The 25,454-nt window shown below is 69.1% G+C and carries 32 protein-coding genes; 22 read left to right on the top strand and 10 right to left on the bottom strand.

Annotated elements, in window-relative coordinates; genetic code table 11:
* Window positions 1–68: 68 nt before the first annotated feature.
* A complete protein-coding gene (locus P3F85_RS02130) occupies window positions 69–551 on the top strand; it encodes a DUF805 domain-containing protein (protein ID WP_374009618.1) in 483 nt (160 codons plus the stop codon).
* A gap of 19 nt (window positions 552–570) precedes the next feature.
* Here the strand turns inward: P3F85_RS02130 and P3F85_RS02125 are convergent, their stop codons facing one another.
* Entirely contained in the window at window positions 571–1,053 is a 483-nt protein-coding gene (locus P3F85_RS02125; RefSeq protein WP_374009617.1) for a hypothetical protein, read from the bottom strand.
* 170 nt (window positions 1,054–1,223) lie between these two features.
* Between P3F85_RS02125 and P3F85_RS02120 the strand changes: the two genes are divergently transcribed.
* From P3F85_RS02120 to P3F85_RS02105, 4 genes are all read left to right on the top strand, one after another.
* Entirely contained in the window at window positions 1,224–2,393 is a 1,170-nt protein-coding gene (locus P3F85_RS02120; RefSeq protein WP_374009616.1) for a toxic anion resistance protein, read from the top strand.
* A 35-nt stretch (window positions 2,394–2,428) separates the two neighbouring features.
* Complete coding sequence (locus tag P3F85_RS02115; RefSeq protein WP_374009615.1) at window positions 2,429–2,806, top strand: DUF2200 domain-containing protein; 378 nt, start codon at window positions 2,429–2,431, stop codon at window positions 2,804–2,806.
* Window positions 2,807–2,893: 87 nt separating this feature from the next.
* Window positions 2,894–3,067, top strand: a complete 174-nt coding sequence (locus P3F85_RS02110; RefSeq protein WP_374009614.1) for a hypothetical protein — start codon at window positions 2,894–2,896, stop codon at window positions 3,065–3,067.
* A 101-nt stretch (window positions 3,068–3,168) separates the two neighbouring features.
* Window positions 3,169–3,852, top strand: a complete 684-nt coding sequence (locus P3F85_RS02105) for a helix-turn-helix domain-containing protein (protein ID WP_374009613.1) — start codon at window positions 3,169–3,171, stop codon at window positions 3,850–3,852.
* 75 nt (window positions 3,853–3,927) lie between these two features.
* On the opposite strand, the gene P3F85_RS02100 is transcribed toward P3F85_RS02105, so the two are convergent.
* The 4 genes from P3F85_RS02100 to P3F85_RS02085 form a co-directional block, all read right to left on the bottom strand.
* Complete coding sequence (locus P3F85_RS02100) at window positions 3,928–4,593, bottom strand: methyltransferase domain-containing protein (RefSeq protein ID WP_374009612.1); 666 nt, start codon at window positions 4,591–4,593, stop codon at window positions 3,928–3,930.
* Between the two features lie 103 nt (window positions 4,594–4,696).
* Window positions 4,697–5,707 carry an alpha/beta fold hydrolase gene (locus tag P3F85_RS02095; RefSeq protein WP_374009611.1) on the bottom strand — a complete coding sequence of 337 codons (1,011 nt, stop codon included), beginning with the start codon at window positions 5,705–5,707 and terminating at the stop codon, window positions 4,697–4,699.
* Window positions 5,708–5,742: 35 nt separating this feature from the next.
* Complete coding sequence (locus P3F85_RS02090; RefSeq protein ID WP_374009610.1) at window positions 5,743–6,810, bottom strand: NAD(P)H-dependent flavin oxidoreductase; 1,068 nt, start codon at window positions 6,808–6,810, stop codon at window positions 5,743–5,745.
* 8 nt (window positions 6,811–6,818) lie between these two features.
* On the bottom strand, window positions 6,819–7,169 hold the full coding sequence (locus P3F85_RS02085) for an ArsR/SmtB family transcription factor (RefSeq protein ID WP_374009609.1): 351 nt from the start codon (window positions 7,167–7,169) through the stop codon (window positions 6,819–6,821).
* Window positions 7,170–7,440: 271 nt separating this feature from the next.
* Here P3F85_RS02085 and P3F85_RS02080 point away from each other — a divergent pair, with 271 nt between their 5' ends.
* From P3F85_RS02080 to P3F85_RS02055, 6 genes are all read left to right on the top strand, one after another.
* Window positions 7,441–7,854: an arsenate reductase ArsC gene (locus tag P3F85_RS02080; RefSeq protein ID WP_374009608.1), complete on the top strand. Its 414-nt coding sequence runs from the start codon at window positions 7,441–7,443 to the stop codon at window positions 7,852–7,854.
* A gap of 72 nt (window positions 7,855–7,926) precedes the next feature.
* Window positions 7,927–8,136: a hypothetical protein gene (locus P3F85_RS02075; protein ID WP_374009607.1), complete on the top strand. Its 210-nt coding sequence runs from the start codon at window positions 7,927–7,929 to the stop codon at window positions 8,134–8,136.
* Window positions 8,133–8,612 carry a MarR family winged helix-turn-helix transcriptional regulator gene (locus P3F85_RS02070; RefSeq protein ID WP_374009606.1) on the top strand — a complete coding sequence of 160 codons (480 nt, stop codon included), beginning with the start codon at window positions 8,133–8,135 and terminating at the stop codon, window positions 8,610–8,612. The genes P3F85_RS02075 and P3F85_RS02070 overlap by 4 nt, the downstream gene beginning before the upstream one ends.
* A 45-nt stretch (window positions 8,613–8,657) precedes the next feature.
* Window positions 8,658–9,359, top strand: coding sequence for a hypothetical protein (locus P3F85_RS02065; RefSeq protein ID WP_374009605.1), 702 nt, complete (start codon window positions 8,658–8,660; stop codon window positions 9,357–9,359).
* 127 nt (window positions 9,360–9,486) lie between these two features.
* Window positions 9,487–10,311: an alpha/beta fold hydrolase gene (locus tag P3F85_RS02060; protein WP_374009604.1), complete on the top strand. Its 825-nt coding sequence runs from the start codon at window positions 9,487–9,489 to the stop codon at window positions 10,309–10,311.
* 155 nt (window positions 10,312–10,466) lie between these two features.
* Window positions 10,467–10,940, top strand: coding sequence for a hypothetical protein (locus P3F85_RS02055; RefSeq protein ID WP_374009603.1), 474 nt, complete (start codon window positions 10,467–10,469; stop codon window positions 10,938–10,940).
* Here P3F85_RS02055 and P3F85_RS02050 read toward each other — a convergent pair.
* On the bottom strand, window positions 10,918–11,286 hold the full coding sequence (locus P3F85_RS02050) for a VOC family protein (RefSeq protein ID WP_374009602.1): 369 nt from the start codon (window positions 11,284–11,286) through the stop codon (window positions 10,918–10,920). The genes P3F85_RS02055 and P3F85_RS02050 overlap by 23 nt on opposite strands.
* 62 nt (window positions 11,287–11,348) lie before the next feature.
* On the opposite strand from P3F85_RS02050, the gene P3F85_RS02045 reads away from it, so the two are divergent.
* Both P3F85_RS02045 and P3F85_RS02040 read left to right on the top strand, forming a co-directional pair.
* Window positions 11,349–11,807 (top strand): MarR family winged helix-turn-helix transcriptional regulator, encoded by a 459-nt coding sequence (locus P3F85_RS02045; protein ID WP_374009601.1) that lies wholly within the window; start codon window positions 11,349–11,351, stop codon window positions 11,805–11,807.
* Between the two features lie 177 nt (window positions 11,808–11,984).
* The gene (locus P3F85_RS02040) at window positions 11,985–13,280 is read left to right on the top strand and encodes an alpha/beta hydrolase (RefSeq protein ID WP_374009600.1); all 1,296 of its coding nucleotides are present in this window, start codon (window positions 11,985–11,987) and stop codon (window positions 13,278–13,280) included.
* A gap of 29 nt (window positions 13,281–13,309) precedes the next feature.
* Here the strand turns inward: P3F85_RS02040 and P3F85_RS02035 are convergent, their stop codons facing one another.
* Entirely contained in the window at window positions 13,310–13,489 is a 180-nt protein-coding gene (locus tag P3F85_RS02035; protein WP_374009599.1) for a hypothetical protein, read from the bottom strand.
* A 444-nt stretch (window positions 13,490–13,933) separates the two neighbouring features.
* On the opposite strand from P3F85_RS02035, the gene P3F85_RS02030 reads away from it, so the two are divergent.
* Both P3F85_RS02030 and P3F85_RS02025 read left to right on the top strand, forming a co-directional pair.
* Complete coding sequence (locus P3F85_RS02030; RefSeq protein WP_374009598.1) at window positions 13,934–14,587, top strand: hypothetical protein; 654 nt, start codon at window positions 13,934–13,936, stop codon at window positions 14,585–14,587.
* A 298-nt stretch (window positions 14,588–14,885) separates the two neighbouring features.
* Complete coding sequence (locus tag P3F85_RS02025; protein ID WP_374009597.1) at window positions 14,886–15,503, top strand: L,D-transpeptidase; 618 nt, start codon at window positions 14,886–14,888, stop codon at window positions 15,501–15,503.
* Window positions 15,504–15,541: 38 nt separating this feature from the next.
* On the opposite strand, the gene P3F85_RS02020 is transcribed toward P3F85_RS02025, so the two are convergent.
* The 3 genes from P3F85_RS02020 to P3F85_RS02010 all read right to left on the bottom strand — a co-directional run bounded on the left by P3F85_RS02020 (window position 15,542) and on the right by P3F85_RS02010 (window position 17,584).
* Complete coding sequence (locus P3F85_RS02020; protein ID WP_374009596.1) at window positions 15,542–15,862, bottom strand: DUF5652 family protein; 321 nt, start codon at window positions 15,860–15,862, stop codon at window positions 15,542–15,544.
* A 63-nt stretch (window positions 15,863–15,925) separates the two neighbouring features.
* Window positions 15,926–17,185, bottom strand: coding sequence for a DUF445 domain-containing protein (locus P3F85_RS02015; protein WP_374009595.1), 1,260 nt, complete (start codon window positions 17,183–17,185; stop codon window positions 15,926–15,928).
* A 108-nt stretch (window positions 17,186–17,293) separates the two neighbouring features.
* On the bottom strand, window positions 17,294–17,584 hold the full coding sequence (locus tag P3F85_RS02010) for a DUF4287 domain-containing protein (protein ID WP_374009594.1): 291 nt from the start codon (window positions 17,582–17,584) through the stop codon (window positions 17,294–17,296).
* A 136-nt stretch (window positions 17,585–17,720) separates the two neighbouring features.
* On the opposite strand from P3F85_RS02010, the gene P3F85_RS02005 reads away from it, so the two are divergent.
* From P3F85_RS02005 to P3F85_RS01975, 7 genes are all read left to right on the top strand, one after another.
* Window positions 17,721–18,410, top strand: coding sequence for a GntR family transcriptional regulator (locus tag P3F85_RS02005; RefSeq protein WP_374009593.1), 690 nt, complete (start codon window positions 17,721–17,723; stop codon window positions 18,408–18,410).
* A 136-nt stretch (window positions 18,411–18,546) separates the two neighbouring features.
* Entirely contained in the window at window positions 18,547–19,686 is a 1,140-nt protein-coding gene (wecB, locus tag P3F85_RS02000; RefSeq protein WP_374009592.1) for a non-hydrolyzing UDP-N-acetylglucosamine 2-epimerase, read from the top strand.
* 79 nt (window positions 19,687–19,765) lie between these two features.
* Window positions 19,766–21,118 carry a glycosyltransferase family 2 protein gene (locus P3F85_RS01995; RefSeq protein WP_374009591.1) on the top strand — a complete coding sequence of 451 codons (1,353 nt, stop codon included), beginning with the start codon at window positions 19,766–19,768 and terminating at the stop codon, window positions 21,116–21,118.
* Between the two features lie 35 nt (window positions 21,119–21,153).
* The gene (locus tag P3F85_RS01990) at window positions 21,154–21,831 is read left to right on the top strand and encodes a hypothetical protein (RefSeq protein ID WP_374009590.1); all 678 of its coding nucleotides are present in this window, start codon (window positions 21,154–21,156) and stop codon (window positions 21,829–21,831) included.
* A 57-nt stretch (window positions 21,832–21,888) separates the two neighbouring features.
* Entirely contained in the window at window positions 21,889–23,685 is a 1,797-nt protein-coding gene (locus P3F85_RS01985; RefSeq protein WP_374009589.1) for a sigma-70 family RNA polymerase sigma factor, read from the top strand.
* Window positions 23,686–24,032: 347 nt separating this feature from the next.
* Complete coding sequence (locus P3F85_RS01980; protein WP_374009588.1) at window positions 24,033–24,629, top strand: exosortase/archaeosortase family protein; 597 nt, start codon at window positions 24,033–24,035, stop codon at window positions 24,627–24,629.
* Window positions 24,630–24,693: 64 nt separating this feature from the next.
* Window positions 24,694–25,452, top strand: a complete 759-nt coding sequence (locus tag P3F85_RS01975) for a class E sortase (RefSeq protein ID WP_374009587.1) — start codon at window positions 24,694–24,696, stop codon at window positions 25,450–25,452.
* Window positions 25,453–25,454: the final 2 nt, after the last annotated feature.

The raw sequence follows: 25,454 nt of genomic DNA, 5'->3' as shown, positions 1-25,454 counted from the left end.
GGAGTGCACATGCGCTTGACTGTGGCCGCTCACCTCACCACAAACACGTGTCTTGGAAAGGACTCCCCGTGACGTCTCCTCAGTACCCGACAGCTCCCGCCGCCCCGGCGGGCGAGACCCCGCTCTGGGCGCCGCTCTACGGCGCCTCCATCGGCCAGGCGGTCCAGCGCTTCTTCAAGAAGTACGCGGACTTCACCGGCCGGGCCAGCCGCAGCGAGTACTGGTGGTGGTACCTGGTCACCATCATCGTCGCGATCGTCCTGGAGGTCCTGGCCCTGACGCTCGGAACCGCCGGTGCGACCACGAACGACGATGGGACCTCGACCCCCGGCCCGCTGTTCTGGCTCCCGGTCGTCCTGATCATCGCCTGGGGCCTCGGCACAATCGTCCCCCACCTCGCGCTCACCTGGCGTCGTCTGCACGACGCGAACCTGGCCGGCCCGTTCTTCTTCCTCGGCCTCATCCCGTTCGTCGGCGGCATCATCGTGCTCGTCCTGGTGCTCCTGCCGTCGAAGCCCGAGGGCGCGCGGTTCGACCGCCCAACGGCCTGACACCCTCCGGGCCGGCTCCTCAGCAGGAGTCGGCCCACAGCCGGCGCGGCCGCTCGGGGTCGGTGTCGTCCAGCAGGACCGACGCCACCTCGCGCGGCGCGCCGAGCGGGTCCTTCTGACCGGTCGTGACGAACGACCAGTCGGGACTCCGCTCCGGGTCGTGCTCGACCCACAGCGAGAAGTTCCAGAAACCGCGGAACTCCGGCGTCAGCAGCCCGGGACCGTCGACGACGAGTACCGCATCCCGCGGGCGGAACGGCGCCACGACCTCCTCGCGGAACACGTCGGGGTCGGTACCCGGCGCGACGCTGGTCCGCACCGAATCCTGGCCCGTCTCCCGCAGCGCCGCTGCGAACAGGTCCGCCGCTCGCGCCGGGTCTCCGTCCGGGACGCCCGTCACGGCGACGAACCGCGGACCGTGCGAATAGTGCTGCACGAACTCGGCGACGACTCCCGCGTAGAACTCGCCCTCAGTCGTCTCGCCCTGCTGCGTGTCGGTCATTCTGCACTCCTGCCGTCGATCCCTCTCAGCGGAACGCTACGCGCACCGGTCCCATTCCGGCAGCAGCGCGCGCGAACGTGCTCCTGAACGTTGCCTGCGACCTCTCGCCAGACGACGATTCGCGATATATCGTGTCCTCCAGAGTCGTTTCTGCGGCGGGAGGAGCAGTCATGAACAGCACGTCCGAACACGATCTGCGGCCACCGGAGGCTGTGCCGGAGCTGCCCGAGGAGCAGGCGGTCGGCATGGTCGCCGTCAGCGCAGAGCGGGAGGCCGAGCTCGAGACGCGCGCTCGCGACTTCATCCGCGAACTGGCGGCGGCGGAGCCGGGCAGCGAAGCGTTCACCCGCAAGATCACCGGATTCTCGCACCTCGGCGACACCGAGATGCGCGCGTCGAGCGACGCTTCCCGTCAGCTCCTCAGCCGTCCGGCGGCGTCTCTCGCCGCCGCACGCGGCAAGGGCGTGCGCACCGACCCGCAGTACGGCGTGATCCGGACCCTCCAAGACCTGCGGGCGACGGTCAGCGACTTCGACCCGCAGCACTTGACCGGACGCAACCGGATGCTGTCCCGCGTTCCCGGGGGACGCCGCCTCCGGCAGTACGTACAGCGGTTCGAGTCCGCGCAGAAGCAGCTGGACGGGATCGTGTCGGCTCTCGACCACGGACAGGAGTGGCTCGCCCGCGACAACGTCGAGATCGAGCGGGAGCGCGCCTCCCTCTGGAAGACGACGGAACGCCTCAACGAGTACGTCGTCCTCACCGCCGCCCTCGACCGGGCAACCGTCGACGCTGCGGCCGAGCTGCGGATGACGGACCCCGACCGCGCGACCCTCCTGGAGAAGGAGGCCCTGTTCCCGATCCGCCAGCGCCGCCAGGACCTGACGGCGCAGATCGCGGTCTCGGTGCAGGCGTACCTCGCCCTCGACGTCATCAAGAAGAACAACGTCGAACTGATCAAGGGCGTCGAGCGGGCGAAGACGACCACGGTCTCGGCCCTCCGGACGGCCGTCGTGGTCGCGCAGGCGCTCGACAACCAGCGGCTCGTGATCGACCAGCTGAGCGCCCTCCACCAGAGCACCAATGCGCTCATCGGGCGCACCGGCGAGGTGCTCCGCACGCAGACGGAGCAGGTGCAGAAGGAGCAGACGTCGTCCGCTGTCGACGTGGAGGTGCTCCAGCGCGCCTTCGACAACGTCTTCGCGACGATGGACAGTATCGACACCTACCGCACGGGCGCGATCGCGAGCATGGCGAAGACGGTGGATGCGCTCGACCAGCAGGTGGCGCGCTCCCGCGACTACCTCAAGAGGTCGCGTCCGACCGAGCAGGCCGGGTAGCCCGGCGGGACGGTTCCCGCGCTACGGTGGACGGCATGGCAGCACAACGTCTCGAGGCCATGCCGTTCGCCCGCATCTACCCGCTGTACCTCGCCAAAGTGGAGCGCAAGGGCGCTACCAAGGACGACCTGGACACGGTCCTCCGCTGGCTCACCGGCTACGACCAGGAGGGGCTGGAGGCCGCGGCTGCCGGCGAGGTCGACCTGCAGGGCTTCTTCGCCGCGGCTCCGCGACTGAACCCGAACTCCTCCCTCATCACCGGTCTGATCTGCGGCGTGCGCGTCGAGGAGATCGAGGACCCGCTGATGCAGAAGATCCGCTACATGGACAAGCTGGTGGATGAGGTTGCGCGCGGCAAGAAGATGTCGTCGATCCTGCGGGGCGAGGCCGCGACGGCATCCCCGCGCGGCTGAGCCTCGCAGCCATGGCCAACGCCCGTCGCGGTCGCTAGCCTCGAATCAGGCGGTCCGGCCGGGCCGTCACCGAGGTGGGAGGACATCATGGACGACCTTCACGGCTCAGCGGAGGAACGCCTCCGGCAGCTCGACGCGGCCACCGCAGGCGGCGACGTATCTGCCGAATGGCTGGAACGGCACCTGCGCTCGGCACTGAGCGAAATCGCGGAACTCGAGCCCGTCGTCGCCGCCGAGCAGGACCGCCGCGAGGACTACTGACCCGCACATCGCTGTACCTGCCTATACCGCTATTGCTCCACTACCGGAGGTATTGTGATAGCTTGATCACAATACACCCGGGAGAGGAGGTGTTTTGATACATGGCCGACATGACAGTGCCCCAGCTGGCAAGGCTCCTGAATGTTGGCGACCGATACGCTCGAACGCTCGTCGAGGACGGCACGCTGACGGCCAGGCAGCTTCCGTCCGGCGAGTGGCTGATCGACAGCGACTCGGTCGCCCGTTTCATGATTCGGCGCAAACCTGCCGGACGCGGTCTGGATACGGACACCGCGTGGGCGATCCTCTATGAACTTTCCGGCATCCGTGCGTCTGGGCTCCTGCCTCCTGCCACCTATGCGAGGGTGCGCAAGCGGATCCGGACCATGACTCCCGAAGCCATCGCGGTCGCCGTCAGCGGGCGCACGACGACGCAGCACTATCGATCCGCGAACGCTGCGAAAGCCCAGGCGGACCTCATCCCCACAGCTCGGGCCGCATCCGACATCATCGCAACCGAACTCCTCGCCGACACGCGTCGTGTCGCCGGCTACGTTCCCGCTGGCACCACCGTCGCCGAGTACGCGCGAACTCACTTCATGGTCCCGGACACGGCCGGCCACGACACCCTCTACGAGAACACCGCGCCCGGGGGATTGACTGAGGCCCTCCCGGCCGTAGTGGCAGCCGATCTCGCCGTCAGCACGGACACCAGGGAACGCAGCGCCGGGCTCCGCGCTCTCGGAGCTCTGAGAAACGATTGGCGTCTGTCACCCAATCGCTGAACCTCGGAGACGACGATCTCATCCCGGCTTGGAAGACGGTTGTCGCCCTTTCCGAGGTGATGGATGCCAGCGCGCTCAGGCCCGGGCGACGCCCGCGATCTGCGTGTTGAACGGCAGGAACGGCGTGTGCAGCCGGTAGTGCTCGACGTCCACGGCGGCGAACCCGGCGCTCCGGACCGCGTGCTCCAGGTCGCGCTCGCACGAGCACCCTTCGAAGGTCCACGCCCACGGGCGGCGGAGCATGCGCTGGGCCGCGCGGGTGGGCGTCCCCTCCGGCGCGACGACATGCTCCACGAATCGGAAAGTGCCGCCCGGGCGGAGGATGCGACGGATCTCGGCGAGCACCGCGTCCGGGTCGCCGACCGAGCAGAGCACCAGCGACGAGATCACCACATCGGCACTGTGATCGGGGAGGCCGGTCTGCTCGGCCATCCGCTCGCGCACGTCTAGGCGGATCCCGCGGCGCGAGGCGGCGGCGGCCAGCCGGTCGTGCATGTAGCGGTTGGGCTCTATGCCGACGAGGGTGCCGCCCGGCGCGAGGTACGGCAGGTTGGCGCCCACCCCCGGCCCGATTTCGACGACGCTCCCGGGCAGCCCCGAGAACACGCGACTCTTGTGCGGACGCAGGGACGACTCCAGGTACGGGCCCATCGCGCGGAAGAACGCCGCATTGAAGCGGCCACGTCCTGCATGCTGCGGGAATTCGGTGGCGAAGCCCTCGCGGGTGCTCGTCTCGGTCATGGGTACTCCTGTCGTTCCGGATGGTCGACTCCACACTGCCCGTCGTGCGCTCGGTGAGCAGGCGGGGGACTACCCCACTTCCGACGGCCGGCCGGGCCGACGATCAGCGCTGCGCCGCGTACCAGGCGGCGATCTGGGCACGCGAGCGGAACCCCAGCCGCAACCGGATCCGCTCGACGTGCCCCTCGGCTGAACGCTCGTCGATGCCGAGGCTGTCGGCGATCTCGCGGTTGCTGCGACCTTCGCTGACGAGCGCGGCGACCTCCCGTTGCCGAGGCGTCAGCGGACCCGTCCCGGCACGGGCCACGCGGAGCCCGAGGAAGCGGCGGATGGTGGACACCAGTTCGTGCGCGTCGCCCGCCCACGGCAGGTGCGAACGCCCGGGCACGACGACGAGTCGCGCACCCGCGATTCCCTCGGCGAGCGCCCTCGCCTGCGCGACCGGGGCCGCCCGGTCGTCCTCGCGGTGCACCACCAGCGTCGGCGCGGCGACCTGTGCCAGGCGGTCGCGGACGTCCAGCCGGTAGCTCAGCGCGAGCAGCGCGCGGGCCGTCGCGGCGCTCGACGACGCACGCTGGTAGCGCGCGAAGTCGGCCCGCGCCGTCGCCGAGGCATCGGGGGCGAAGAGGTCGGTCAACACGTCGGAGCCGAGTCCCCAATGGGACTCAACGAGCGCCAGGATGTGCTCGCGCGCGCTGGGCGGGGAGATCTCCGCCCCGGATGCCCACCCGCCGTACAGCACCAGACGCCGGACCGTCCCGGGATGCGCGGCCGCCCACGCGACCGCGACCGGCGCGCCCAGTGAGGTCCCGACGAGATCGAACGGTCCAGACCCCAGGCCCGCGACGACGGCAGCGAGCTGCTCTCCCTCGAACTCGAGCGACGGCGGCCGTTCCGTCGCGTCGGACAACCCGCAGCCTGCCCGGTCGTACCGGATCAGACGACTGCCGACCGCCAGGGATTCGTAGAAGGCCCGCTCCTCCGGCAGCTCCCAGCCCCGCTGAAGGTGGCTCAGCCAGCCGGACACGTACACCACGGGGCGGCCGTCACCGATCGTGGCGACGGCGAGCTCGGTGCCGTCGGCCATGGTGACGCGGGAGAGGTGCTGCTGCACGCCTCTAGTGTGGCCCCGGGTCCGGCACGTTCGCCTCAGACGCGGTCATCCGGAACCCCCGCCGCGAGTTCGGCGAACACCGCCGCAGGATCGTCGAAGCGCGACAGACCCGCGGCTTGTCCCATCCACAGCGACAGCAGCTCTGGCCGGCCCAGCTCAGCGGCCCGGCGACGGAACACCCCGGTGAGGATGTTCTGCAACGGGAAGGAGGCGCGCCCGCCCCGCTGCTCGATGGTCCGCACCGCATGGTTCGGGAGGCCGCGGGCGGCCCGGCCGCTCATCGTCCGGGTCAGAATGGTGTCGTGCGCGTCCGCGTTCCGGATGCGCTCGCGGTGCACCTCGGGCGCCACCGACTCCCGCGTGGCCAGGAAGGCCGAGCCGACCTGAACTCCGTCCGCCCCGAGCGCGAACGCGGCCGCGACTCCTCGGCGGTCGGCGATCCCGCCTGCGGCGATCACCGGCACCGAGACGGCATCCGCCACCTGCGGTATCAGCGCGAGCCCGCCGACCAGGCTCTCCTCGGGGTCCGCGAGGAACGACGGCCGGTGACCGGCGGCCTCCAGGCCGGAGGCGACGATCGCATCCACCCCGCCCTCTTCGAGTGCCCGCGCCTCCGGGACGGTCGTGGCTGCGCCGACCACCCTGATGCCCCGGCGGTGCGCCTCCTCGACCACCTCGACCGGGGGGACGCCGAAGACGAAACTGAGCACGGCGGGTTCGGCGGCGAGCGCCGCCTCGAACTGCGCGTCGAACGACGGCAGCTGAGCGACCGGCCATTCCGGTGGCGCAACGCCCGCCTCGGCGAAGAGGCCGGAGAGCGCGGCCACGGCACGGTCGAACTCGGCGCGGTCGAACTCCTCGCCCGGCGCTCGTTCACCCGTTCCCTGGAACGGCAACCACAGGTTGAGTGCGAAGGGGCGCGTGGTGCACTCTCGCAGCTCGGCCCCGATCTCGCGGATGCGGTCCGGAGCAAGCCCGTAGAGGCCGAACGACCCCAGCCCGCCCGCCTCGCTCACGGCGGCGGTCAGCGGGACCGACGACATGCCGCCGAACGGCCCGAGCACAATGGGCACGTCGATTCCGAACAGCGCACGCAGGTCCATCGGGCGGCCTACACGGATCCGAGGAACGAGGATACGACGTCCAGCGATCCCGGCACGATGCGGTAGTACGCCCAGGTGCCGCGCTTGGTCCGGCTGAGGAATCCGGCGTCCACCAGGATCTTGAGGTGGTGCGAGACCGTCGGCTGGGAGAGTCCCAGCGGCTCGGTGAGGTCGCACACGCAGGCCTCTCCATCTTCGTGAGCGGCGACCATGGAGACGAGCCGGAGCCGTGCCGGGTCGGAGAGTGCCTTCATGGCGCGGGCGACCGAGAAGGCGTTCTCCTCGCTGATCACTTCTTTCGTGATCGGCGCGCAGCACGCCTGCAGATCGCGCAGGGGAAGAAGCTCGGTGATCGCCATAGCTCGATTCTGCTTGATACATTGACAACCGTCAATGTATTAGTTCACCCTGGGTTCATCGACAACGGTCGATGAAGAAGGGAGAATCATCATGGGATGCTGCGACACCGACGAGTGCCAGACGCTGCCCGACGGCTCCTGCGCGCCGGACTGCTGCTGACCCCCTCGGGGGCTGCCGCTCCCGCGGGGCGGCGGCCCCCCACCACCTGACCCGTCCGAACGCGCCCGACCGACCCGCCCCGACCAACCCGCCCCCGATAACGGAGAAACCATGACCGACCCCGCGCCGACCGTCCTCTTCGTCTGCGTCCACAATGCCGGCCGCTCTCAGATGGCCGCCGGCTACATGCGCGAGCTCTCCGGCGGCAGGGTGCAGGTGCTCTCCGCGGGGTCCGAGCCGAAGGATCAGATCAATCCCATCGCCGTGCAGGTTATGGCCGAGGAGGGCATCGACATCGCGAACGAGCAGCCCAAGATCCTCACAACGGAGGCGGTCAAGGAGTCGGATGTCGTCATCACGATGGGGTGCGGCGACACGTGCCCGATCTTCCCCGGCAAGCGCTACGAGGACTGGGAGCTGACCGATCCGGCGGGACGCCCGGTCGACGAGGTGCGCCCCATCCGGGACGAGATCAAGCAGCGCATCCAGAACCTTCTCGCCGAGTTGCTGCCCGCCAGCACCTGACCGGGTGATCTCCATTTCTTTGTGCGATAATGGTTAGCGTACTAACTGATTGCACGAGTTGGGAGACTCCCCATGGCCGGCCGCTTCTGGCGCTTCTACGAACGCGCCAACGACGTCGTACGCACGTTCACCGGCCCGGCGCAGCTCGGCGCAGGTCACCCGGAGGAGCCGGACGTGCGCCACGCCGACGCCGCCTGCCCGCTCTGCGGAAAGCCCCTCGACCAGCACCGCATCGAGCGCTTCCAGGACTCGCGCACGTCCACCCGCATCCACTGCCCGTGAGCACCGCCGACACAGCGGACGACACCGCCATCGCCACTGCCGCAGCCACCGATCCCCTCGCTCTCGAGAGCCAGGTCTGCTTCGCGCTCTCCGTGGCCGCGAGGTCGGTCGTCGCCGCGTACCGGCCGGTGCTGGAGCCGGTGGGCCTCACGCATCCCCAATACCTGGTGATGCTGGCGCTCTGGGAGAACGAACCGCTCTCCGTCCGGCGTCTCGCCGACCTGCTTGCGCTCGAGTCCGCAACCGTTTCTCCTCTGGTCAAGCGGCTCGAGGCGCTGGGATACGTCGCCCGGGAGCGTTCGTCCAGCGACGAGCGCGTGGTCGAGATCCGGCTGACCGATGGCGGCCGGGCCCTGCGCTCGTACGCCGAGACCATCCCCGCGACAATGATGCAACGACTCGGGATGGGACCGGACGAGTTGCGCGCCCTGCACCGAGCGATGAACTCGGTCATCCATGCGGCGCAAGCCCTGTAGACCGGGGCCTTCCCGCACGGCCGTACGGAGGCGCATCCTGGGCGCATGACCGCACCCGAAACCCCTGAGACCGAGCCGGCGGCAGAGGCCGAAGCAGCCCGTCGGGCGGCGGGAAGTGCATATCGTCGCGTACTGACGGCCGCGGCGGCCGCCACCGGCTTGGCGATCACTCTCGTCGGTGTGGCGGCGAGAGCGCGCCGGACCCCTGCATCCCGACCCACACCGGTCGGGGCCATCGCCCGCGGCGCGGCGGCCGGCGTCGTCGGGACGCTCGCGTTCGATACCTGGCTCTACCTCCAGTACCGGCGAGAGCACGGAAGCGAGCCGTTCGCCGACTGGGAGTTCTCGGCCGACGTCACAGACTGGGACTCGGCGCCCGCACCCGCCCAGGTCGGTCGGCGCATCGTCGACGGGCTGTTCCAGACCCGGCTCCCGGACGCACGCGCCGCCTCCATGAACAACCTCGCCCACTGGGTCTACGCGCTCTCGGGCGCGACCGCGTACGGAGTCGTCGCCGGTTCGCTGCGCCGCCCACACACTGCTTACGGCCTGCTGCTCGGCGTCGGGATGTGGCTCTCCGGGTACGTCATCCTGCCGCCGATGCACCTCTACAAGAAGATCACGGAGTACGACGCGAAGACGCTCGGCAAGGACCTCGCGGCCCACCTCGTCTACGGGACGACCACGGCTGCGGTCTTCTCGCTGCTGCAGCCCCGCCAGCGGCACCGGGAGCCGACCGCGAAGTAAACACTGCGTGACGTTCAGCCCATCTGCAGCCGCACCCTGGCGCGTCCCGCGCGCTAGAAGCTACGGTGAAAACGCATCCAGTCCTGCAGCCAATGTCGTCCGCAGCACCATCACCCCGAAGGGAATCATGGGCACTGTAACCACGCCAGACGGTATCGAGATCTACTACAAAGACTGGGGAACCGGTCAGCCCATCGTCTTCAGCCACGGCTGGCCGCTCTCGGCGGACGACTGGGACACGCAGCTGCTGTTCTTCCTGCAGCAGGGCTACCGCGTGATCGCCCACGACCGGCGCGGGCACGGCCGCTCCACGCAGACCGGCGAGGGTCATGACATGGACCACTACGCCGCAGACCTGCGGGCCGTGGTCGAGCACCTCGACCTGCACGACGTCATCCATGTCGGGCACTCCACCGGCGGCGGCGAGGTCGCCCACTACATCGGCACGTACGGCGAGGACCGGGTGGCTCGTGCCGTCCTCATCAGCGCCGTTCCGCCGCTCATGGTGCAGACCGAGAGCAACCCCGGCGGTCTCCCGAAGAGCGTCTTCGACGACCTGCAGGCCCAGCTGGCGAAGAACCGGTCCGAGTTCTACCGCGCCCTGCCGACCGGCCCCTTCTACGGGTTCAACCGACCCGGAGTCGAGTCGTCGGAGGCCATCATCGAGAACTGGTGGCGCCAGGGCATGATGGGCGGCGCCAAAGCGCACTACGACGGGATCGTCGCCTTCTCGCAGACCGATTTCACCGAAGACCTGAAGAAGATCTCGGTGCCGGTGCTGGTCATGCACAGCGAGGACGATCAGATCGTCCCGTACGCCGACGCCGGCCCGCTCTCGGCCAAGCTCGTCCAGAACGGCACGCTGAAGACGTACAAGGACTTCCCGCACGGCATGCCGACCACCCAGGCCGAGACGATCAACGCCGACCTGTTGGAGTGGCTGAAGTCCTAGCCGCGCCCGTCGCCGACGATCGCCCCGCGCCCTGAGCTTCAGGGGTGCGGGGCGTTTCCGTCTGGGGCCGGCCGGGTCAGGCCCGGTCGTGCCATTCCGTGGCCGAGGTTGACCGCAAGCCCGGGCGAGCCGATGGCGCCCGATAGGGTCGGCTCATGCTGCAGAATCGCGAGGTCGGTGGGGCGACGATGGGTGTCGGACGCCGAGCGTCTTCAGCCACCTTCGGGCCGTATGGCTATCTGAGCTTCGCCCTGCCGGTCGCGCTGCTCGCCGTGTTTTTTGCGGGACTGGCGCTGGGGCTCGACGACCCGCTCGGTCTCCGCTGGTCATGGTGCGCCCTCGTCTTCGTGGTCACCATCTCGGCTGTCAGCCGATTCGCCGGCCGACGCGGAGCCGAGACGGAGGCCCTCTGGCGATCGGGCCCCCGCACGGCGGCCTACTGGACGCAGCGGTGGGCCGCCTGGTTCGTCCTGGGACTCATCCTGCTCGCCTTCCTCTGCAATCTGGCCGGCCTTCCGGTCATCGCCTGCGTCATGATCGGTCTCGCGCTCATCGCGACGGCAGCGGTCGCGCCGGTCTACTTCCGGACGCCGCCCGGAACCCGGGTCAGGCCCGATCGTGCAGCGTGATCTGGTAGCCGTCGGGGTCTGCGAAGGTGAAGGTGCGGCCGAAGGGCCCGTCGATCGGGGCCGCGACGATGGTGTGACCGTCCGCGACGAGCCGGTCGTGAATGGCTTGGACGTCGGTGGCGTGGAGCCAGATCGCCGCGCCGATGCCGGGCTGAGGGACCGAGGTGAGATCGGTGCCCGGGACGACGTCCCGGAGCGCGAAGGCGATCGGTTTCGTGTCGAAGACCACCGCGTGCGGAGGCCCGGCGGGCGAGCGGACCAGGCCGAGGTACTGCTCGTAGAAGACCCGGGAAGCGTCGAGGTCGCGCGCTTGCAACGAGATGAAATCGGGGCCGGTCACGGGCATCGTATTGCTCCTTCTTTGTGTGTCAGTTTTCTGACACACCAAGGCTATGTCAGAATACTGACATGAGTCAAGAGGGTGTCGGCGTCGACCTGGAGACGTCGCTGGGCTACCTGCTCAAAGAGGCGTCGAGCGCCCTCCGCACAGCCATGGAGGAGGTGCTCCGGCCGCTCGGGATGACCGTGACGCACTACTCCTGCCTCGAACTGCTGGCGCAGCGTCCGGGCCTCTCGAACTCGGAGCTGGCCCGCGGCGCGTTCGTGACCCGGCAGTCGATGAACGTGCTGCTGCAGGCGCTCGAACGAGACGGCTATGTGACGAGACCGGCAGCACCGCCAGTCGGCAAGGTGCTGCCCACGCAACTCACGGCGCGAGGCCGACGAAGCCTCGCCGAGGCAACCTCCGCGGTTCGATCGGTCGAGCTCAGGATGCTCAACGGCCTGACCGACCCCGAGCGGTCGGACGCGTTCCGGATCCTGCAGAGCATGGTCCGTTCGCTCCGGCAAGCACCGGACGAGTCCTAGCGCCGGCATCCGGCTCCGACACTCCCCTCGCGCAGAATCCGAATGGAACGTCGCGCACCTGGTCGACTTGTATAGTCGAACTGCTCGCGGGGGACTCGCCTATCGGGGCGACATGTCTGGTTCGATTTCCAGAGTCCTCCACTGATGCCCCCGTGCAGTCGGCAAGGGGGGTCGGGGATGTTCGAGGCACTGCTCGACGTCGACGTGGTCAACGGTCCGCTGCCGATCGTCCTCTTCACCCTGGCGGCGCTCCTGGCCGGTGCGCTGCTCTTCGGCCGGCCCACGCGCGTGCGAGTGTGGAGGGTGTCGATCGCGGCAGCAGCCGGCATCGTTGCCGCGGTCGCAACCTGGTTGGTGTGCATCCGATGGCTCAACCTGTTCGGCGAGTCGCTCGGCTTCGGGAACTACGCGTGGATCACCGCGGCCTTCATCGGCTCGGCCATCGCCATCGTGAGCATCGGCAGCCGACCAGCCTGGCGCACGGTCGTCGCGATCGCTGCCATTCCGGTCTTCGTCCTCTCAGCAGCGATCGGCATCAACGCGAACTACGGACTCAACCGCACGGTCGGCAGCGTGCTGGCGATCGCTGCCTCCAAGCCCCTGACGCTGGCCCCTCCCCCGCGAACGTCGGGAAGCTACGATTCCCTGCTCTGGAAGCACTGGTCTCCCCCGGCGGGCATGCCCGGACACGGCCTGGTCGGCACCGCGACGATCCCCGCTGCGGCCAGCGGCTTCGCGGCCCGTGAAGCAGGTGTCTACCTCCCTCCCGCCGCGCAGGTGGAGCACCCGCCTGCGCTTCCGATGATCGTGATGATGATGGGACAGCCGGGAAACCCTGACCCGGAACCGATCGCCGAGGTCCTCGATCGCTTCGCCTCGACGCACCACGGCCTCGCCCCGGTCGTCGTCGTCGCCGATCAGCTCGGCAACCCGTACACGGACACGCTCTGCCTGGACACCGACCGCCTCGGCCATGCCGAAACCTACATCACGAAGGATGTCGCCGCCTGGGCGACGGAGCACCTGCCCGTCACCCACGACCACCGGTTCTGGACCGCGGCGGGCTACTCCAACGGCGGCCTCTGCGCGCTCTCCTTCGCGGTCGATCACCCGGAGGTGTTCAGCAACATCCTGGACATCTCCGGCGAGGAATTCCCAGGGGCGGAACATCCCGAGGCCACCCTGCGGGACGCGTTCAACGGGAACGCGGAGGCGTACGAAGCAAGCAAGCCGTTCGCGAAGCTCCGTCATTTCGACCACCCCGGCATGACCGCGATCTTCACGGCGTGCCGCGATGACCCCGCGTATCACCACGTCGCCCTCCGAGCGAAAGCCGCCGCCAGCGGAGCGGGCATCGGCACCGCTTTCGTCGACCTGGCGACGGGAGGCCACGGCCGCGGCGCGCTGATGGGCGGACTCGAGGGCGGCATCCGCCTGCTCTACCCGATGCTCGGGCTTCAGCCACCGGGCTGACCGGGGGCCGGCCCTCTGAAGCGGCTTCTCTACGCCGCGCGGTCCGTCCGGCGCCGGTGCTTCCGGTTCCGGTTACGGGACACGGGAAGCGCCCGCACCCTGGCGGCCGTCGCATCCCGAAGACCGATCCACTCGTTCCTGCTCACCGGCACCTCGCCCGGGCGCACGCGTACCCAGACGCGAGTGCGGGACAGGAGGGGTCGGCTCATGATGGACCAAGCTATCCCGGGGGCCGGGCCTGATCAAGCGGATCGCCGGTCCATTGTGGAGCGATTTCCGCCCACTGCTCCTCGAACCGAAGGAGGATATGCGGCGCATTCCGACGATGGCCCGACCGCTCCACCGCGATATACCGGCCAGCATGTGGTCGACGACCGGAGAGGACGGGAACGCCTGCATTTCAGCGGCCCTGCGGGGCGTACTCGTCGCCGCCACAGCGGCTACCGCAACAACCTGAAGGCCGCGCCTTTGCGCCTCCCCGTAGTGCGCAAATATCCTCGCTCGTCATGCAAACATTTCAACTCCGTCGCCGACTCGTCGGAACCGCCACAGCGCTTCTCGTCACGGCTGCGAGCGTGCTCGTCGCCAGTACTCCCGCGTCAGCGGCGGGGCCTTCGCTCACCATTCAGCAGCCTTACGTCCTCGACTTCACCATGACACCCCTCGACGTGGCGGGGGCTGGATTCGCCCCCGGGGCGATGATCACGGTCACCGGGCAACTCACGGAGCGGACGCAGTACACGAGCCAGACCCAGGTTGTGGCGCAGCCGGACGGCTCCTTCGCCGCCCAGCTCCCCTGCAATCTCCCCGGGGAGCGATATTTGCTCCCGACGGAAGACTTCCAGGTCACGGCAACAGACGGGACCACGAGCGTGACTGAGACCGTGGATGTCCGGAACGCACGCGCGATCGACGGAGCCCAGTGGCTCAGCACTGCCCAGCTATCCGACCCCGGCGCGGGCGTGGACGTGCACAGCTCACTCGGCTACGCGCCAGGAGATGAGGTGATCATTGCGGCTGAGACAGGCGGCGCCGCGGACGCACCAACCTTCGCGCCGATCAGGGTCTTTGCCGACAAGCATGGTGGTGTCACAGCGCACGTGGTCTACACCAGCGGCACTCTCCGTGAGGGCAACCCTGTGCTGACCTTCACGCACGTGACAACCGGTAGAATCGACCGTCTCGTCCTGTGGGTGTTCGGTGGGGACGTCGTCATCACGGGTGTGGGCACCCCAAGCGTGAATGTGCCAAGTCCTTTCGCGCGTGCGACAACGCCCGGCCGACGCCTCCCGGTCGTTTCCGGCTGACGCCACTCGATTCCGACCCGTGCGGCTCCCCAGAGGCATCATCGCGGCCGTCGTCGTAGCCACCGTGACGGTCTGCCTGGCAGGATGCGAGCAGTCGCTCGCACGCACCCAGGCAGCACCGTCACGGGCGCCATATGCGGCGCACGTCTCGCCCAGGCCCAACTCCAGCGCGTCCCCAGTTCCCACTCCTCCTGGTCCATTGACCTCGTCGAGGATTGCGGAACTGCCCGCACTCGCGTTCGACGCCGTGATCCCAGAGCTTCTCCCAGCGCCGGCGGATCCATCATTCTCGGTCGCCATGAGCGTGCCCGTTGACACCCCCGTCTACGGAGACGACTTCCGCACTCCGATCGCGCGGATCCCCGCGAAGAACTTCCTCGATGAACCAACTGTCGTGGTCCCGGTCAGGACACGGGGCGCCTGGACCCAGGTGCTGACACCCAGCAGACGCATCCTCCCCTCGCAGGCGACTGCCGAGCACCCCGCCCCGGCGCAGACCGCCGCTTGGCTTCCTACTGCATCTCTCTTGCCTTTCGGCGCCATCCCCAACCGCATTGTGGTATCCGTATCCCGCCAGACGCTCGTCATAACGACCGCCGCGGGTGTGCCGACACGTACCTTCCCCGTGGGCGTCGGCACCACCCAAACACCCACGCCCACCGGCGTGACCGGCTACCTACAGGCGCGCTACCTCGACCCGGCACAAGACCAGACCAAGCACCGCATCCAATTGACCTCCCTACACGCCACCGGCGCAGACGAGCCTTACGGCGGCGCCGACGGCGGCCTCATCGGTCTGCACTTCCAGCAATCGGCCACCGGAGCCGTCTCTCACGGCTGCCTCCGCCTCAGCGGCGACGCGGTTGACGCCATCGACGCGCTCCCGCTCGGAACGCCCATCGTCATCGACAAGTGAGAGCGACCGTCCGTTGTCCGCAGCGGCAACGGACCCGCTCAGGGCCCGGTCGGGCCGCGGGGTTCGTCCCAGTGGCCGCCCTGCTCCGGTTCGCCGGTCTCGGCCAGGATGGTCTCCTCGACCAGACGGAAGCTCACCTGGCGACGATCGACGACGAAGAGGTAGACGGCGTCGAGTACACCCAGCGTGTTCGACAGCAGCAGGGCGGTGAACCACGGCTTGCTGCCGTTCCGGGCCGCGCGCCAGAGCGACGCGCCCTTCCAGGCGAGGCTCCAGATGATCACCCCGACGAAGAGTGCTCGCCGAGCTGGCGGGATGTCCGGCATCCGCATCCCGAACAGACCTGTTTTGTTCTTCATGGGGCCATTGCACTGCGGTCGGCTGCGGCATGGCAAGGGGCGATCGCGCCGCGGCATCCGCACCTACAGCAGGGCCGAGACTCCCGTGGCCACGGTGTAGATCGCGAGCCCGGCCAGCGCACCCACCACCGTGCCGTTGATGCGGATGAACTGGAGGTCGCGGCCGACTTGGGTCTCGATCTTGTCGGTGATCTCGGCCGGGTCCCACGTCTGGACCGTCTCGGTGATGACGTGCGAGATGTCGCTCCGGTAGTTGGTCACCAGGTGCAGCGCGGCGTCCGTCAGCCGGGTGTTGAGGGATGCGCTCAGCTCCGCGTCGCCGAGGATGCGCCGGGCGACATCGGCGACGAACGCCTCGGCCCGGGCGCGGAGTTCGCCGTCCTCGTCCGCCAGCGCGTCGACTGCGGCGGTGCGCGCGGCCGCCCACGCGGAGGCGGCGAGCTCGCGGATCCGGGGATCGTCGAACGCGCGTCCCTTCGCCGCTTCCAGTCGCTCGATGGTGGCGTCGTCGTGCTGCAGCCGGTCGGCGAACTCGGCGAGGTACTCGTCGAGCGAACGGCGGAGGCGGTGGTCGGGGTCGTCCCGCACATCCCGGACGAACCGGCGGGCCTCCGTGTGGAGGCGCTCGTCGATCGCGCGGTCGACGAAGGACGGCAGCCAGGAAGGCAGGCGCCGCGACACCACCGGCCCGAACGCCTCGGGGTGGGCCGCCAGCCACTCGTCGAGCCGGTCCAGCAGCAGGTCGATCGCCTCGTGATGTCCGTCCCCGTCGAGCACGCGCTCGGCGAGGCGTCCGAGCGGCGGACCCCACAGCGGCGTGACGAGGTGCGCGCGCAGGACCGCCTCCACCGCCTCCCGCATCCGGTCGTCGTCGAGGACGGCGACGAGCCCGGCGAGGCCGCTCGACGCCTCCGCCACGACGCGGCGGGCGTTCCGCGGTTCGGACAGCCAGCCGGCAGCCGCACCCGCCAGGTCGATCGTGCCGAGCTTGCCGGCGACCACCTCGTCGGACAGGAAGTTGGTCTCCACGAACTCGCCGAGGCTCGCTCCGATCTCGTCCTTCCGGGTGGGGATGATCGCCGTGTGCGGGATGCGCAACCCCAGCGGATGCCGGAACAGTGCGGTCACGGCGAACCAGTCGGCGAGCGCGCCGACCATGGCGCCCTCGGCGGCGGCGCGGACGAACCCGAGCCACGGGTAGCGGTCCTGCAATGCGAAGGCCACCGCGAACACGACGGCGGCCGCCGCGAGCAGAGTCGTCGCGAGCGCCTTCATCCGCCGCAGGGCGACGCGGCGTTCAGCGTCGGTCGGGAGGGCGGTCACGCGGCGAGGCGCAGGTCGCGGCCGGTCCACTGCGCCGGGTTCAGGTTTACGTTCACGTCGTGCTTCTCCTCCGTCGGCTCCTTTGACCTGCAGAGTACGCGTCGGCTCTCAGGGAGCCGGCTTGGTGGCCTTGCCATCCAGCCACAGAGTGTCGGACGCGTCGCGGTGGACACCGTCCGTTCCCACGAACTTCGCGTCGATCGTCGGCCCCTTGGTGATCACGTGCACCATCGCCATGCCATGGCCGCGACCCAGCTCGTAGTCCTCCTTGAGCCACGCGAGGATGTCGCCCGCTTTGGTGCCGGGTCCGAAACCCTTCGCTTCCGCCTCAGTCAGCAGCTCGCGCGGCGTCTTGCCCGTTTTCTCCTCGATGGTGTCGAGGTAGGCCTGGAACGACATCGTCTCCCCCTTGTGGTGTCGCCGAGTAGGAGCGGCGATCACGCGTCAACGTAGCACGGCGCTCGCAGGGGGTGGACGACGCGATGTCCTAGTATTTAGGCACCGCCGTCACGTCGGCGGTGTTTGGAGGATCCGCGTGCCCATCCCCTCTCCGGAGCCCCAGCGTGCCAGGCGTCAGTCCCTTCGGGAGGTGGCCATCGAGAAGATCAAGGCGGCCATCCTGGACCGCACCCTCAAACCAGGGGAGGAACTCCGGGACGCCGAACTGCAGGAGTGGCTCGGGATGTCGCGGACGCCCGTCCGTGAAGCTCTGATCGAACTCAGCCGGCTGGGACTTGTCGAGGTCCAGGCGCAGCGGTTCACCCGCGTCGCCGATCCGGATCCGGCCACCGCGATCTACGATCTGCAGACGCTGGGAGCCCTCGTCGGTGCGATCACACGTGTCACCCTCCCCACGCTCACACCCGAGGCGACGGAAGACCTGCTGGCCGCGCTGACGCGGGTGCAGGACACCCTCCGTGAGCGCCGACCTCAGGACTACTTGCAGCGCAACTACGACCTGTACTTGGTGCTTCGGGACAACTGCCCAAACCCCGTTCTCGTCGAAGCGACGCACGAGCTGATCGAAGCGAAGCTGTTCCGGATCTCGCTCACCCGGATCAACCTGCGGCGCGACTGGGACGAGCTCCAGTCGATCTACGACGACGTCCGCTCGGCAGTGACGGCGGGTGACGCCGTCGCGTCGGAGCTGGCCATCGAGCGGATCTTCCAGCTGGACCGTCCACTCCCGGCGGCGCCCCGCCCGGGCACCACCACGAAGGGGTAGTCCTCGGGCCTCTTCCTGTGACTCCGCCGGGAACGGCGGCCCCACGCGTCATGTTCACGACCACGCGTCGTCCTTTCAATGCACGGATCGAACGAGCAACCCGCTCGCGAACGTCGTGAACACAGGAGGACATCGCTTGGCCACCAAAGACGTAGCAGTCGTGCTCGGCACCCGGCCGGAGATCATCAAGCTCGCCGGCCTGATCCGCGAACTGGGTTCCCGCGCCCGCGTCGTCTACTCCGGTCAGCACTACGACTCCGAGCTCGCCGGCGCACAGTTCGCCGGCTTCGGCCTCGCCGAGCCCGACGTGGTCCTCACGGGCGTCGGCGGCCGCGACCGTGGCACCCAGATCGCAGCCGCGCTGCAGGCGCTCACCGAGGAATTCGCCGCCAACCCGCCGTCGGTCGTCATCGTCCAGGGCGACACCAACACGGTCTCCGCCGGCGCCCAGGCCGGAAACTACGCCGGCGTCCCGGTGATCCACGTGGAGGCCGGCCTGCGTTCGCGCGACCGGGCCATGCCCGAAGAGCTCAACCGACTCGTCGCCGGGGTCCTCGCCGACGTGCACTGCGCTGCGACGACCCACAACGCAGACAATCTCGCCGCCGAGGGCGTGAGCGCCGACCGGATCGCCCTCACCGGCAACACCATCGTCGAGACCACCATCGAGTCCCTCGGTGCGGTCGCCGATCCCACCCTTCCCGCGGGCGTGCAGCCGGGTGGCTACGTACTTGCCACCATCCACCGCCCGGAGAACACCGACGACGCGGCCGCCCTGCGTCGCGCTCTGACGGAACTCGCCGCGATCGAGGCGCCCGTCCTGCTGGTCGCTCACCCCCGCACCCGAGCGGCCATCGAGCGGTTCGCGCTCTCCGACCTGACCACCGGGCTGCACCTACTCGAGTCGGTCGACCACACCGGCTTCCTCGCGCTGGCGAAGCAGGCGGCCCTGCTGGTGTCCGACTCCGGCGGAGTGCAGGAGGAGTGCACCGTCCTGAAGAAGCCGCTCCTGGTGCTGCGCCGCTCGACCGAGCGCCCCGAGTCGGTCGACGCGGGCTTCGCGCAGCTCATCACGCCCGAGCTTCCGTTGGCTGCCATCGCCAACCGGATGCTGGCAGACCAGACCCTTCCCGCCCGGCTCCGCTCCCTGCCGAGCCCGTACGGCGACGGCAGCGCCACCGCCCAGATCGCGCACATCGCCCGCAGCATCGCCGACGGCAGCTCCCCCGAAGAAGCCGTCCGACGCGGCCGCTCCCGGCTCAGCGCCACAGCCTGACCGATCCCGCCGGACGCCCGACCCGTCCGCCTCGCCCCTCCCGTCCCGCTCCGCACCGCCCAACCGAACGGACCCGACCGTGTTCTCCCTCCTGCAGTCCATCTCCTTCATCCTGGTGATCCTCTTCCTCACCTACGTCGTCTTCATCCTGGTGCCCTACCTGCGCCAGAAGCCCACGGCGCCGGGCGACCCGGACCGCTTCCTCTGGCACACCTTCATCCCGTGCCGGGACGAACAGTCGGTGATCGCGGCAACGATCGCGCACTCCCGCGAGACCTTCCCCGAGATGCACGTGTGGGTCATCGACGACGACAGCGACGACGACACCGCGGCCATCGTCCGCGCGGCCGCCGACGTCGACCCGTTCGTCCACCTCGTCCAGCGCCGCCGCCCAGAGGCCCGCACCGGCAAGGGCGACGCGCTGAACGCCGCGTACGCACAGTTGGACGCCTGGCTGCCCGAAGACACCGACCGCTCCCGGGTGATCATCGCCGTCGTCGACGCCGACGGCGCGCTGGCGCCCAACGCCCTCGCCGCAGTGTCGGCCGACAGCGTCTTCGCCGACCCCGAGGTCGGTGCGGCCCAGCTCGCCGTGCACATGAAGAACCGCGCCGACGCCCGGCCGCTCGCCGGCAGGGGACGCATCGCCAACGCGTTCTCGTCCTGGCTGCTCCGGCTGCAGGATGTGGAGTTCCGCACGGTCATCCTGGGGATGCAGGCACTGCGCTCCAAGACCGGCACCGTCGGGATGGGCGGCAACGGCCAGTTCACCCGGCTGTCGGTTCTCGACGCCATTGCCGAGTCACAGGGCTCGCCGTGGCACGGCGCGCTGCTCGAGGACTACGAGCTGGGACTCCACGTCATCTTCGCCGGCTACCAGAACCGCCAGGTCCACGACGCCCACGTCTCCCAGGAGGCCGTCCCGACGCTGTCGCGCCTGATCACCCAGCGCGCTCGATGGGCGCAGGGCAACATGCAGTGCATCCGCTACCTGCCGCACATCCTGCGCTCCAGCAACTTCGACGCCGCCGGCGCCCTCGAGGCCATCTACTTCCTGCTGCTGCCGCTGGTCCAGCTCGTCGGATCCGCCGTGTTCCTGTGGCTGTTCGGCAACCAGGTCGTGGGCCTCGTCACCGATCCGGCCGTCCGCGACCAGTGGCTCTCGATGTCCTGGGCGTTCGTGCTGCTCACCCTGGTGTTCGGGATCGGACCCTTCGCGATCTGGGGCTTCATTTACAAGCTCCGGTGCGAGCCGAGCCTCAGCTGGGGCCGCACCATCCTGCTGGGGGCGAGCCTCTGGCCCTACCAGCTGTACGTGGTCGCCTCCATCACGAAGGGTGCCATCCGCATCCTCACGGGTAAGAACGGCTGGGCCAAGACCCGGCGCGCCGGCGACATCGTCACCTCCCGCAGCATCGCCATCGAGGCCTGAGAGCCGTCCAGCACCAAGAGAAAGCCAGAGTCCCCATGAAGACCACCCTTCACCCGACGACCGCCGATCGACTGCTCCTCGTCGGGGCCGTGGCTGCCGCCGCGATCCTCGACTTCGGCGGCACGCTTTTGACGAGCTGGATCCTCTGGACGACCGGAGGGGACACCGTGGTGAGCGGAACCGTGTTCGGCCAGGTCCTCTTCCTGCTCGCCGTTCTGGTCTGGGTCGCCGCCCGCACCCTCCTGATCCGTCGGATGAGCCGGCGTCTCGACGCGCCGCAACGGCTGAGGGTCATCGCCACGGCGGTCGACGTCGTCGCCGTCGCGACGCTGCTCACCCTCTGGTTCGCGACGGGGCAGTACTACCTGGGCTGGATCCTCACGGTCGCCGCTCTGACCCTGCTGCTCGGCAGCATCCTCCGCCTCCTCATCGCCGTGGTTCGGCCGGAGGCCGCGACCGACCCGGACGCCCCGGAGCCGGAGACGACCGTCCTGCGGTCGGCGAGCATGCAGACGGTCATGCCGGCACTCGGCGCAGCCGTCAGCATCGCGGTCATCTTTCTCACCGTGAGCATCCACGGCCTGAATCCGACCATTCTGGGCGGGTTGATCCTGCTCATCGGGTTCAGCGCTCTCGCCGGCACGGCGGCCGGATACGTGCTCGATCGCACGCCGGCCGGTACAACCGGCGAGCGGCACCCAGCGAGCCTGTGATACCGACCATCGCCCCCTCCCGCTCCCCCTCTCCCCTTCCCTTTAGGACCTCCCGCCATGCGCCGCAGAACTGCCGAAGCCTCGTCCGACGTCGACCTGGTGACCGCGACCCGCGAGGGCGACAACGACGCCATGGCGGAGTTGTGGCGCCGCCATTCCGGGGCCGGGATGGCGATGGCCGGATCGATCACCAGCCGGTACGAACGCGAAGACTTGGTCTCGGAAGCGTTCACGCGCATCTTCGAACTGATCCGGCGTGGCAAGGGGCCCGAGACGGCGTTCCGCTCCTACCTGTACCGTTCGATCCGGAACGTGTCGATGGAATGGTCGCGGAAGGCCGCGCCGCTGCCGCTCGACACCATGGACGAGTTCGAGGACCTCCAGTTCAGCGAGGAGTCGACGCTCGCCGCCCTCGACCGTTCGCTGACGGTCACCGCGTTCCGGACGCTGCCCGCCCGGTGGCAGGAGGCGCTCTGGTACACCGAGATCGAGCAGCTGGCCCCGCGGCAGCTGGCGCCGATCCTCGGGATGAACGCCGCCGGAGTCTCGGCCCTCACATTCCGCGCCCGCGAAGGGCTCCGTCAGGCGTGGATCCAGGCGCACATCGCCGCGGTCGAGGAGGACAGCGAGCACGCGTGGGCACTCAGCCAGCTCGGCGCGAACGAACGCGGCAAGCTGAAGGGGCAGCACCGGGAGCGTCTGACCGCCCATCTCGGGGAGTGCCCGCGCTGCATGACCGCCGCCGAAGAGGCCCGCCACGTCGGGTCGCGGCTCACCCTGGTGCTGCTCCCGCTCTCCGCCGGCATCACGGGAGGGGTCGCCTACACCGCGTGGCTGCAGCTCAATGGTCCCGCGACCGCGGCGACCGCGGCGCCTCTGCCTGCGTCGTTCCTGCAGTCGGGGCCGGCCGGTGCGGGAGCAGGGCAAGCCGGTGCCGGAGCAGGGCAGGCCGGTGCGGGGGCAGGGCAAGCCGGTTCGGGGGCAGGGCTGTCCGGTATCGCGGCGCTCACCGCCGTCTCGGCCCTGCTCGTGATCGGTGGCCTGATCGATCGCGGCACTGTGGACGCGGAGCCGGCCGCAGCCGGCGCGCACGGCCCCTCCTCGACGGCCAGCACCCCGACAGCGGTCACACCTCCGTCCGAACAGCCGAGCGCCACGGCTCCTGCGGGGCGGAAGACCGGCGCTGCCCCTCATGTCGACGGCCCGGAGGCGTCGCCCCCTGTGACGTCCGTCGATCCCGGACGACCGGAGGCGCCCCCGACCGTCCCCACGACAGACGATGTGCTCGCGTCGCCCAGCCCGATCGAGCAGCCGGCGACAGTACCCGCCATCCGGACGACGGACACCGGCCCCGACGGCCGGTACTACCCGATTCTGAGCGGAACAGCAGCCCCCGGCGCCGAGATCAGCCTGGTCGACGACCATGACACCATGGTCGGCTCGGCGACCGCGGACGGCGACGGCACATGGATCAGCGCGCCACTCACGACTCTCACCCCGGGCACCCACGACATCAGGGCGGTCCAGCAGACAGCAGCGGGAGCGGTCGCCAGCGGAACCGTCGCGGTCGCCGTGGCCGACCCTCCGCCGATCCGATCGATCACACCCTCCGGTGGCCTCGGCCTGCGGATCCTGCTCGACCCGAGCTCCGCTCCCGCCGAGGTGCTCGCCGACGGAAACCCGCTGTCCTGCGACTCGAGCACCGGTGACGACGGACTCACCGTCCTCAGCTGCGACGGCCTGACGGCCGGTTATCACAGCATCCTGGTCCGCCTGGGCGACGGCAGCCGCTATGGAGCCGCCAGCAGCACCGCCGCGTACTTCTCGCCCCGCAGCGACGGTCCCCTGGCCTGAGCCGGAACATTGTTCGGCGGTTCGCGTCATGAAACGAGCCCGGTTACGTCTCTAAAAGGTGAGGTTGTCCTTGGTCGGGCTCGGGCAACCCAAGTCCTTCACTTCGGGCAGTGAAGGCACGCGCCGTCGGCGTCGGTCCCCTTCCGGCGCCGACGGTAACCCTCGTCGGGATCCGCTCACAAGCTGAGAGGTCGCCGAAGGCCGGCCATCGCGGTGTCATGAACCGGAACTCCGTCCGTCTTTTACCTGTGAGAGCAAAACCCGCTTCGGCCCCCGATGGGCCCGGGCTCGACGCCCGGATACGCGCCCACCGCGAGCCCCTCATCCCGAACAGTGAGGAAACACCCGTGACCAGCCTGACCGTCCACCCGACAGCGACCCCCGACCTGGCTGCTTCTGGTGGCCGCCCAGGCAAGGTGGGCCGAGCCGTCCGGCTGCTGACCGCAGCCGCCCTCGTCACCCTCAGTGTGATGCTGGTCCTCGGCCAGGAGGCCTTCCGGATCTTCGAGGCCAGAGTCATGACCGCCGTCCTGAAGCCGTTCCTGGGGCACGACGTCTTCGCCTTCCAGGACCAGTTCGTCATCAAAACCGATCCGAGCCACTACCTCGGTCTGCAGATCACCATCGAATGCACAACCCTGGTGCTGCTGGTGCCGACGCTGCTCTTCGCCGCGGTCATGATCGGCCTGCTCCCCCGGGTCACCTGGGTCCGCTGGGCCGTGGGCCTCGCTGTGGGGCTCGCGCTCATCGTCACCGTCAACCTCACCCGGATCGCCATCATCGCCTTCGCCACCCTGATCTGGGACCACGACGGCTACGAGTGGTCGCACCTGGTCGTCGGCACGGTGTTCGCCTTGATCGGGATCGTCGCCACCCTCATCATCATGCTGCGCATCATGACCGGACGACGCAACAAGAAGGCCATCAGCTCCCGTTCGAAGTGAGGACGGCCGACCACCCTCCCCTCCCCATCCGTCGCACTAGCCCGATAGAAGCCCGGACCCGAACATGTCCCTACCCACCCCTGCCCGCAAGCGCCGCTCCCCACGGCGGCCCGTCCGTCCACTCGCCGTCTTCGGGGAGGTGCTGGTCACTTTCGGCCTCATCGTGCTCCTCTTCCTCGGCTGGCAGACCGGGCTGAACAACCTGGTCGTCGCCAGCCAGCAGACCGGAGCCGCGGCCCAGCAGTCCCAGCAGCTGTCCGATCAGGCGGCGCGTAAGGCACGCGACACGGCCGCGGACAGCGGCGGACAGGTTCCCGTTCTCGCTGAGCCGGCCGACTACCAGCCCTTCGCGGTGATCTACGTGCCACGGCTCGGCGCGGACTGGAAGCGCACCATCCGGCAGACGGTCGACACCCAGAAGGTGCTCAACAGCTACGACGCGGGTGTGGGGCACTACAAGGGGACGCAGATGCCCGGTCAAGTCGGCAACTTCGCCATCGCCGGTCACGACTCGGGCTGGGGCAACACCTTCATCGATCTGTCGAAGCTGCGCCTCGGCGACAACATCTACGTCCAGACCGCCGACGGCTGGTACACGTACACCTTCCGGAACTTCCAGTACGTGCAGCCGAGCCAGGTCGACGTGATCCAGGCGGTCCCCATGGCGCCCGGCGTCGTGCCCGAGGAACGCATCATGACGATCACCACCTGCAACCCGCCCTTCCACGCCGGCGAGCGCCTGATCGCGTACAACACCTTCTCCGGGTTCAGGACCGCAACCCCGACCGAGATCGCCTCCCACATCACCGCGAACGGAGCCTGAGC

The organism is Leifsonia sp. T36S-04 (assembly GCF_042465655.1).
GTDB lineage: Bacteria > Actinomycetota > Actinomycetes > Actinomycetales > Microbacteriaceae > Leifsonia.
Note: the sequence above shows the minus strand (reverse complement) of the source record. Positions and strands in the feature narration are given on the sequence as shown.

Coding starts and splice junctions, on each gene's coding strand:
- P3F85_RS02125 (WP_374009617.1), bottom strand. CDS start 1,053: ATGACCGACACGCAGCAGGGCGAGACGACTGAGGGCGAGTTCTACGCG.
- P3F85_RS02025 (WP_374009597.1), top strand. CDS start 14,886: ATGAGCGTGCCCGTTGACACCCCCGTCTACGGAGACGACTTCCGCACT.
- P3F85_RS02010 (WP_374009594.1), bottom strand. CDS start 17,584: ATGTCGTTCCAGGCCTACCTCGACACCATCGAGGAGAAAACGGGCAAG.
- P3F85_RS02080 (WP_374009608.1), top strand. CDS start 7,441: ATGACCGACCCCGCGCCGACCGTCCTCTTCGTCTGCGTCCACAATGCC.
- P3F85_RS02060 (WP_374009604.1), top strand. CDS start 9,487: ATGGGCACTGTAACCACGCCAGACGGTATCGAGATCTACTACAAAGAC.
- P3F85_RS01985 (WP_374009589.1), top strand. CDS start 21,889: ATGCGCCGCAGAACTGCCGAAGCCTCGTCCGACGTCGACCTGGTGACC.
- P3F85_RS02075 (WP_374009607.1), top strand. CDS start 7,927: ATGGCCGGCCGCTTCTGGCGCTTCTACGAACGCGCCAACGACGTCGTA.
- P3F85_RS02090 (WP_374009610.1), bottom strand. CDS start 6,810: ATGGACCTGCGTGCGCTGTTCGGAATCGACGTGCCCATTGTGCTCGGG.
- P3F85_RS02065 (WP_374009605.1), top strand. CDS start 8,658: ATGACCGCACCCGAAACCCCTGAGACCGAGCCGGCGGCAGAGGCCGAA.
- P3F85_RS02020 (WP_374009596.1), bottom strand. CDS start 15,862: ATGAAGAACAAAACAGGTCTGTTCGGGATGCGGATGCCGGACATCCCG.
- P3F85_RS02120 (WP_374009616.1), top strand. CDS start 1,224: ATGAACAGCACGTCCGAACACGATCTGCGGCCACCGGAGGCTGTGCCG.
- P3F85_RS02115 (WP_374009615.1), top strand. CDS start 2,429: ATGGCAGCACAACGTCTCGAGGCCATGCCGTTCGCCCGCATCTACCCG.
- P3F85_RS02105 (WP_374009613.1), top strand. CDS start 3,169: ATGGCCGACATGACAGTGCCCCAGCTGGCAAGGCTCCTGAATGTTGGC.
- P3F85_RS02050 (WP_374009602.1), bottom strand. CDS start 11,286: ATGCCCGTGACCGGCCCCGATTTCATCTCGTTGCAAGCGCGCGACCTC.
- P3F85_RS02055 (WP_374009603.1), top strand. CDS start 10,467: ATGCTGCAGAATCGCGAGGTCGGTGGGGCGACGATGGGTGTCGGACGC.
- P3F85_RS01990 (WP_374009590.1), top strand. CDS start 21,154: ATGAAGACCACCCTTCACCCGACGACCGCCGATCGACTGCTCCTCGTC.
- P3F85_RS02045 (WP_374009601.1), top strand. CDS start 11,349: ATGAGTCAAGAGGGTGTCGGCGTCGACCTGGAGACGTCGCTGGGCTAC.
- P3F85_RS02085 (WP_374009609.1), bottom strand. CDS start 7,169: ATGGCGATCACCGAGCTTCTTCCCCTGCGCGATCTGCAGGCGTGCTGC.
- P3F85_RS02100 (WP_374009612.1), bottom strand. CDS start 4,593: ATGACCGAGACGAGCACCCGCGAGGGCTTCGCCACCGAATTCCCGCAG.
- P3F85_RS02110 (WP_374009614.1), top strand. CDS start 2,894: ATGGACGACCTTCACGGCTCAGCGGAGGAACGCCTCCGGCAGCTCGAC.
- P3F85_RS02035 (WP_374009599.1), bottom strand. CDS start 13,489: ATGAGCCGACCCCTCCTGTCCCGCACTCGCGTCTGGGTACGCGTGCGC.
- P3F85_RS01975 (WP_374009587.1), top strand. CDS start 24,694: ATGTCCCTACCCACCCCTGCCCGCAAGCGCCGCTCCCCACGGCGGCCC.
- P3F85_RS02030 (WP_374009598.1), top strand. CDS start 13,934: ATGACACCCCTCGACGTGGCGGGGGCTGGATTCGCCCCCGGGGCGATG.
- P3F85_RS02040 (WP_374009600.1), top strand. CDS start 11,985: ATGTTCGAGGCACTGCTCGACGTCGACGTGGTCAACGGTCCGCTGCCG.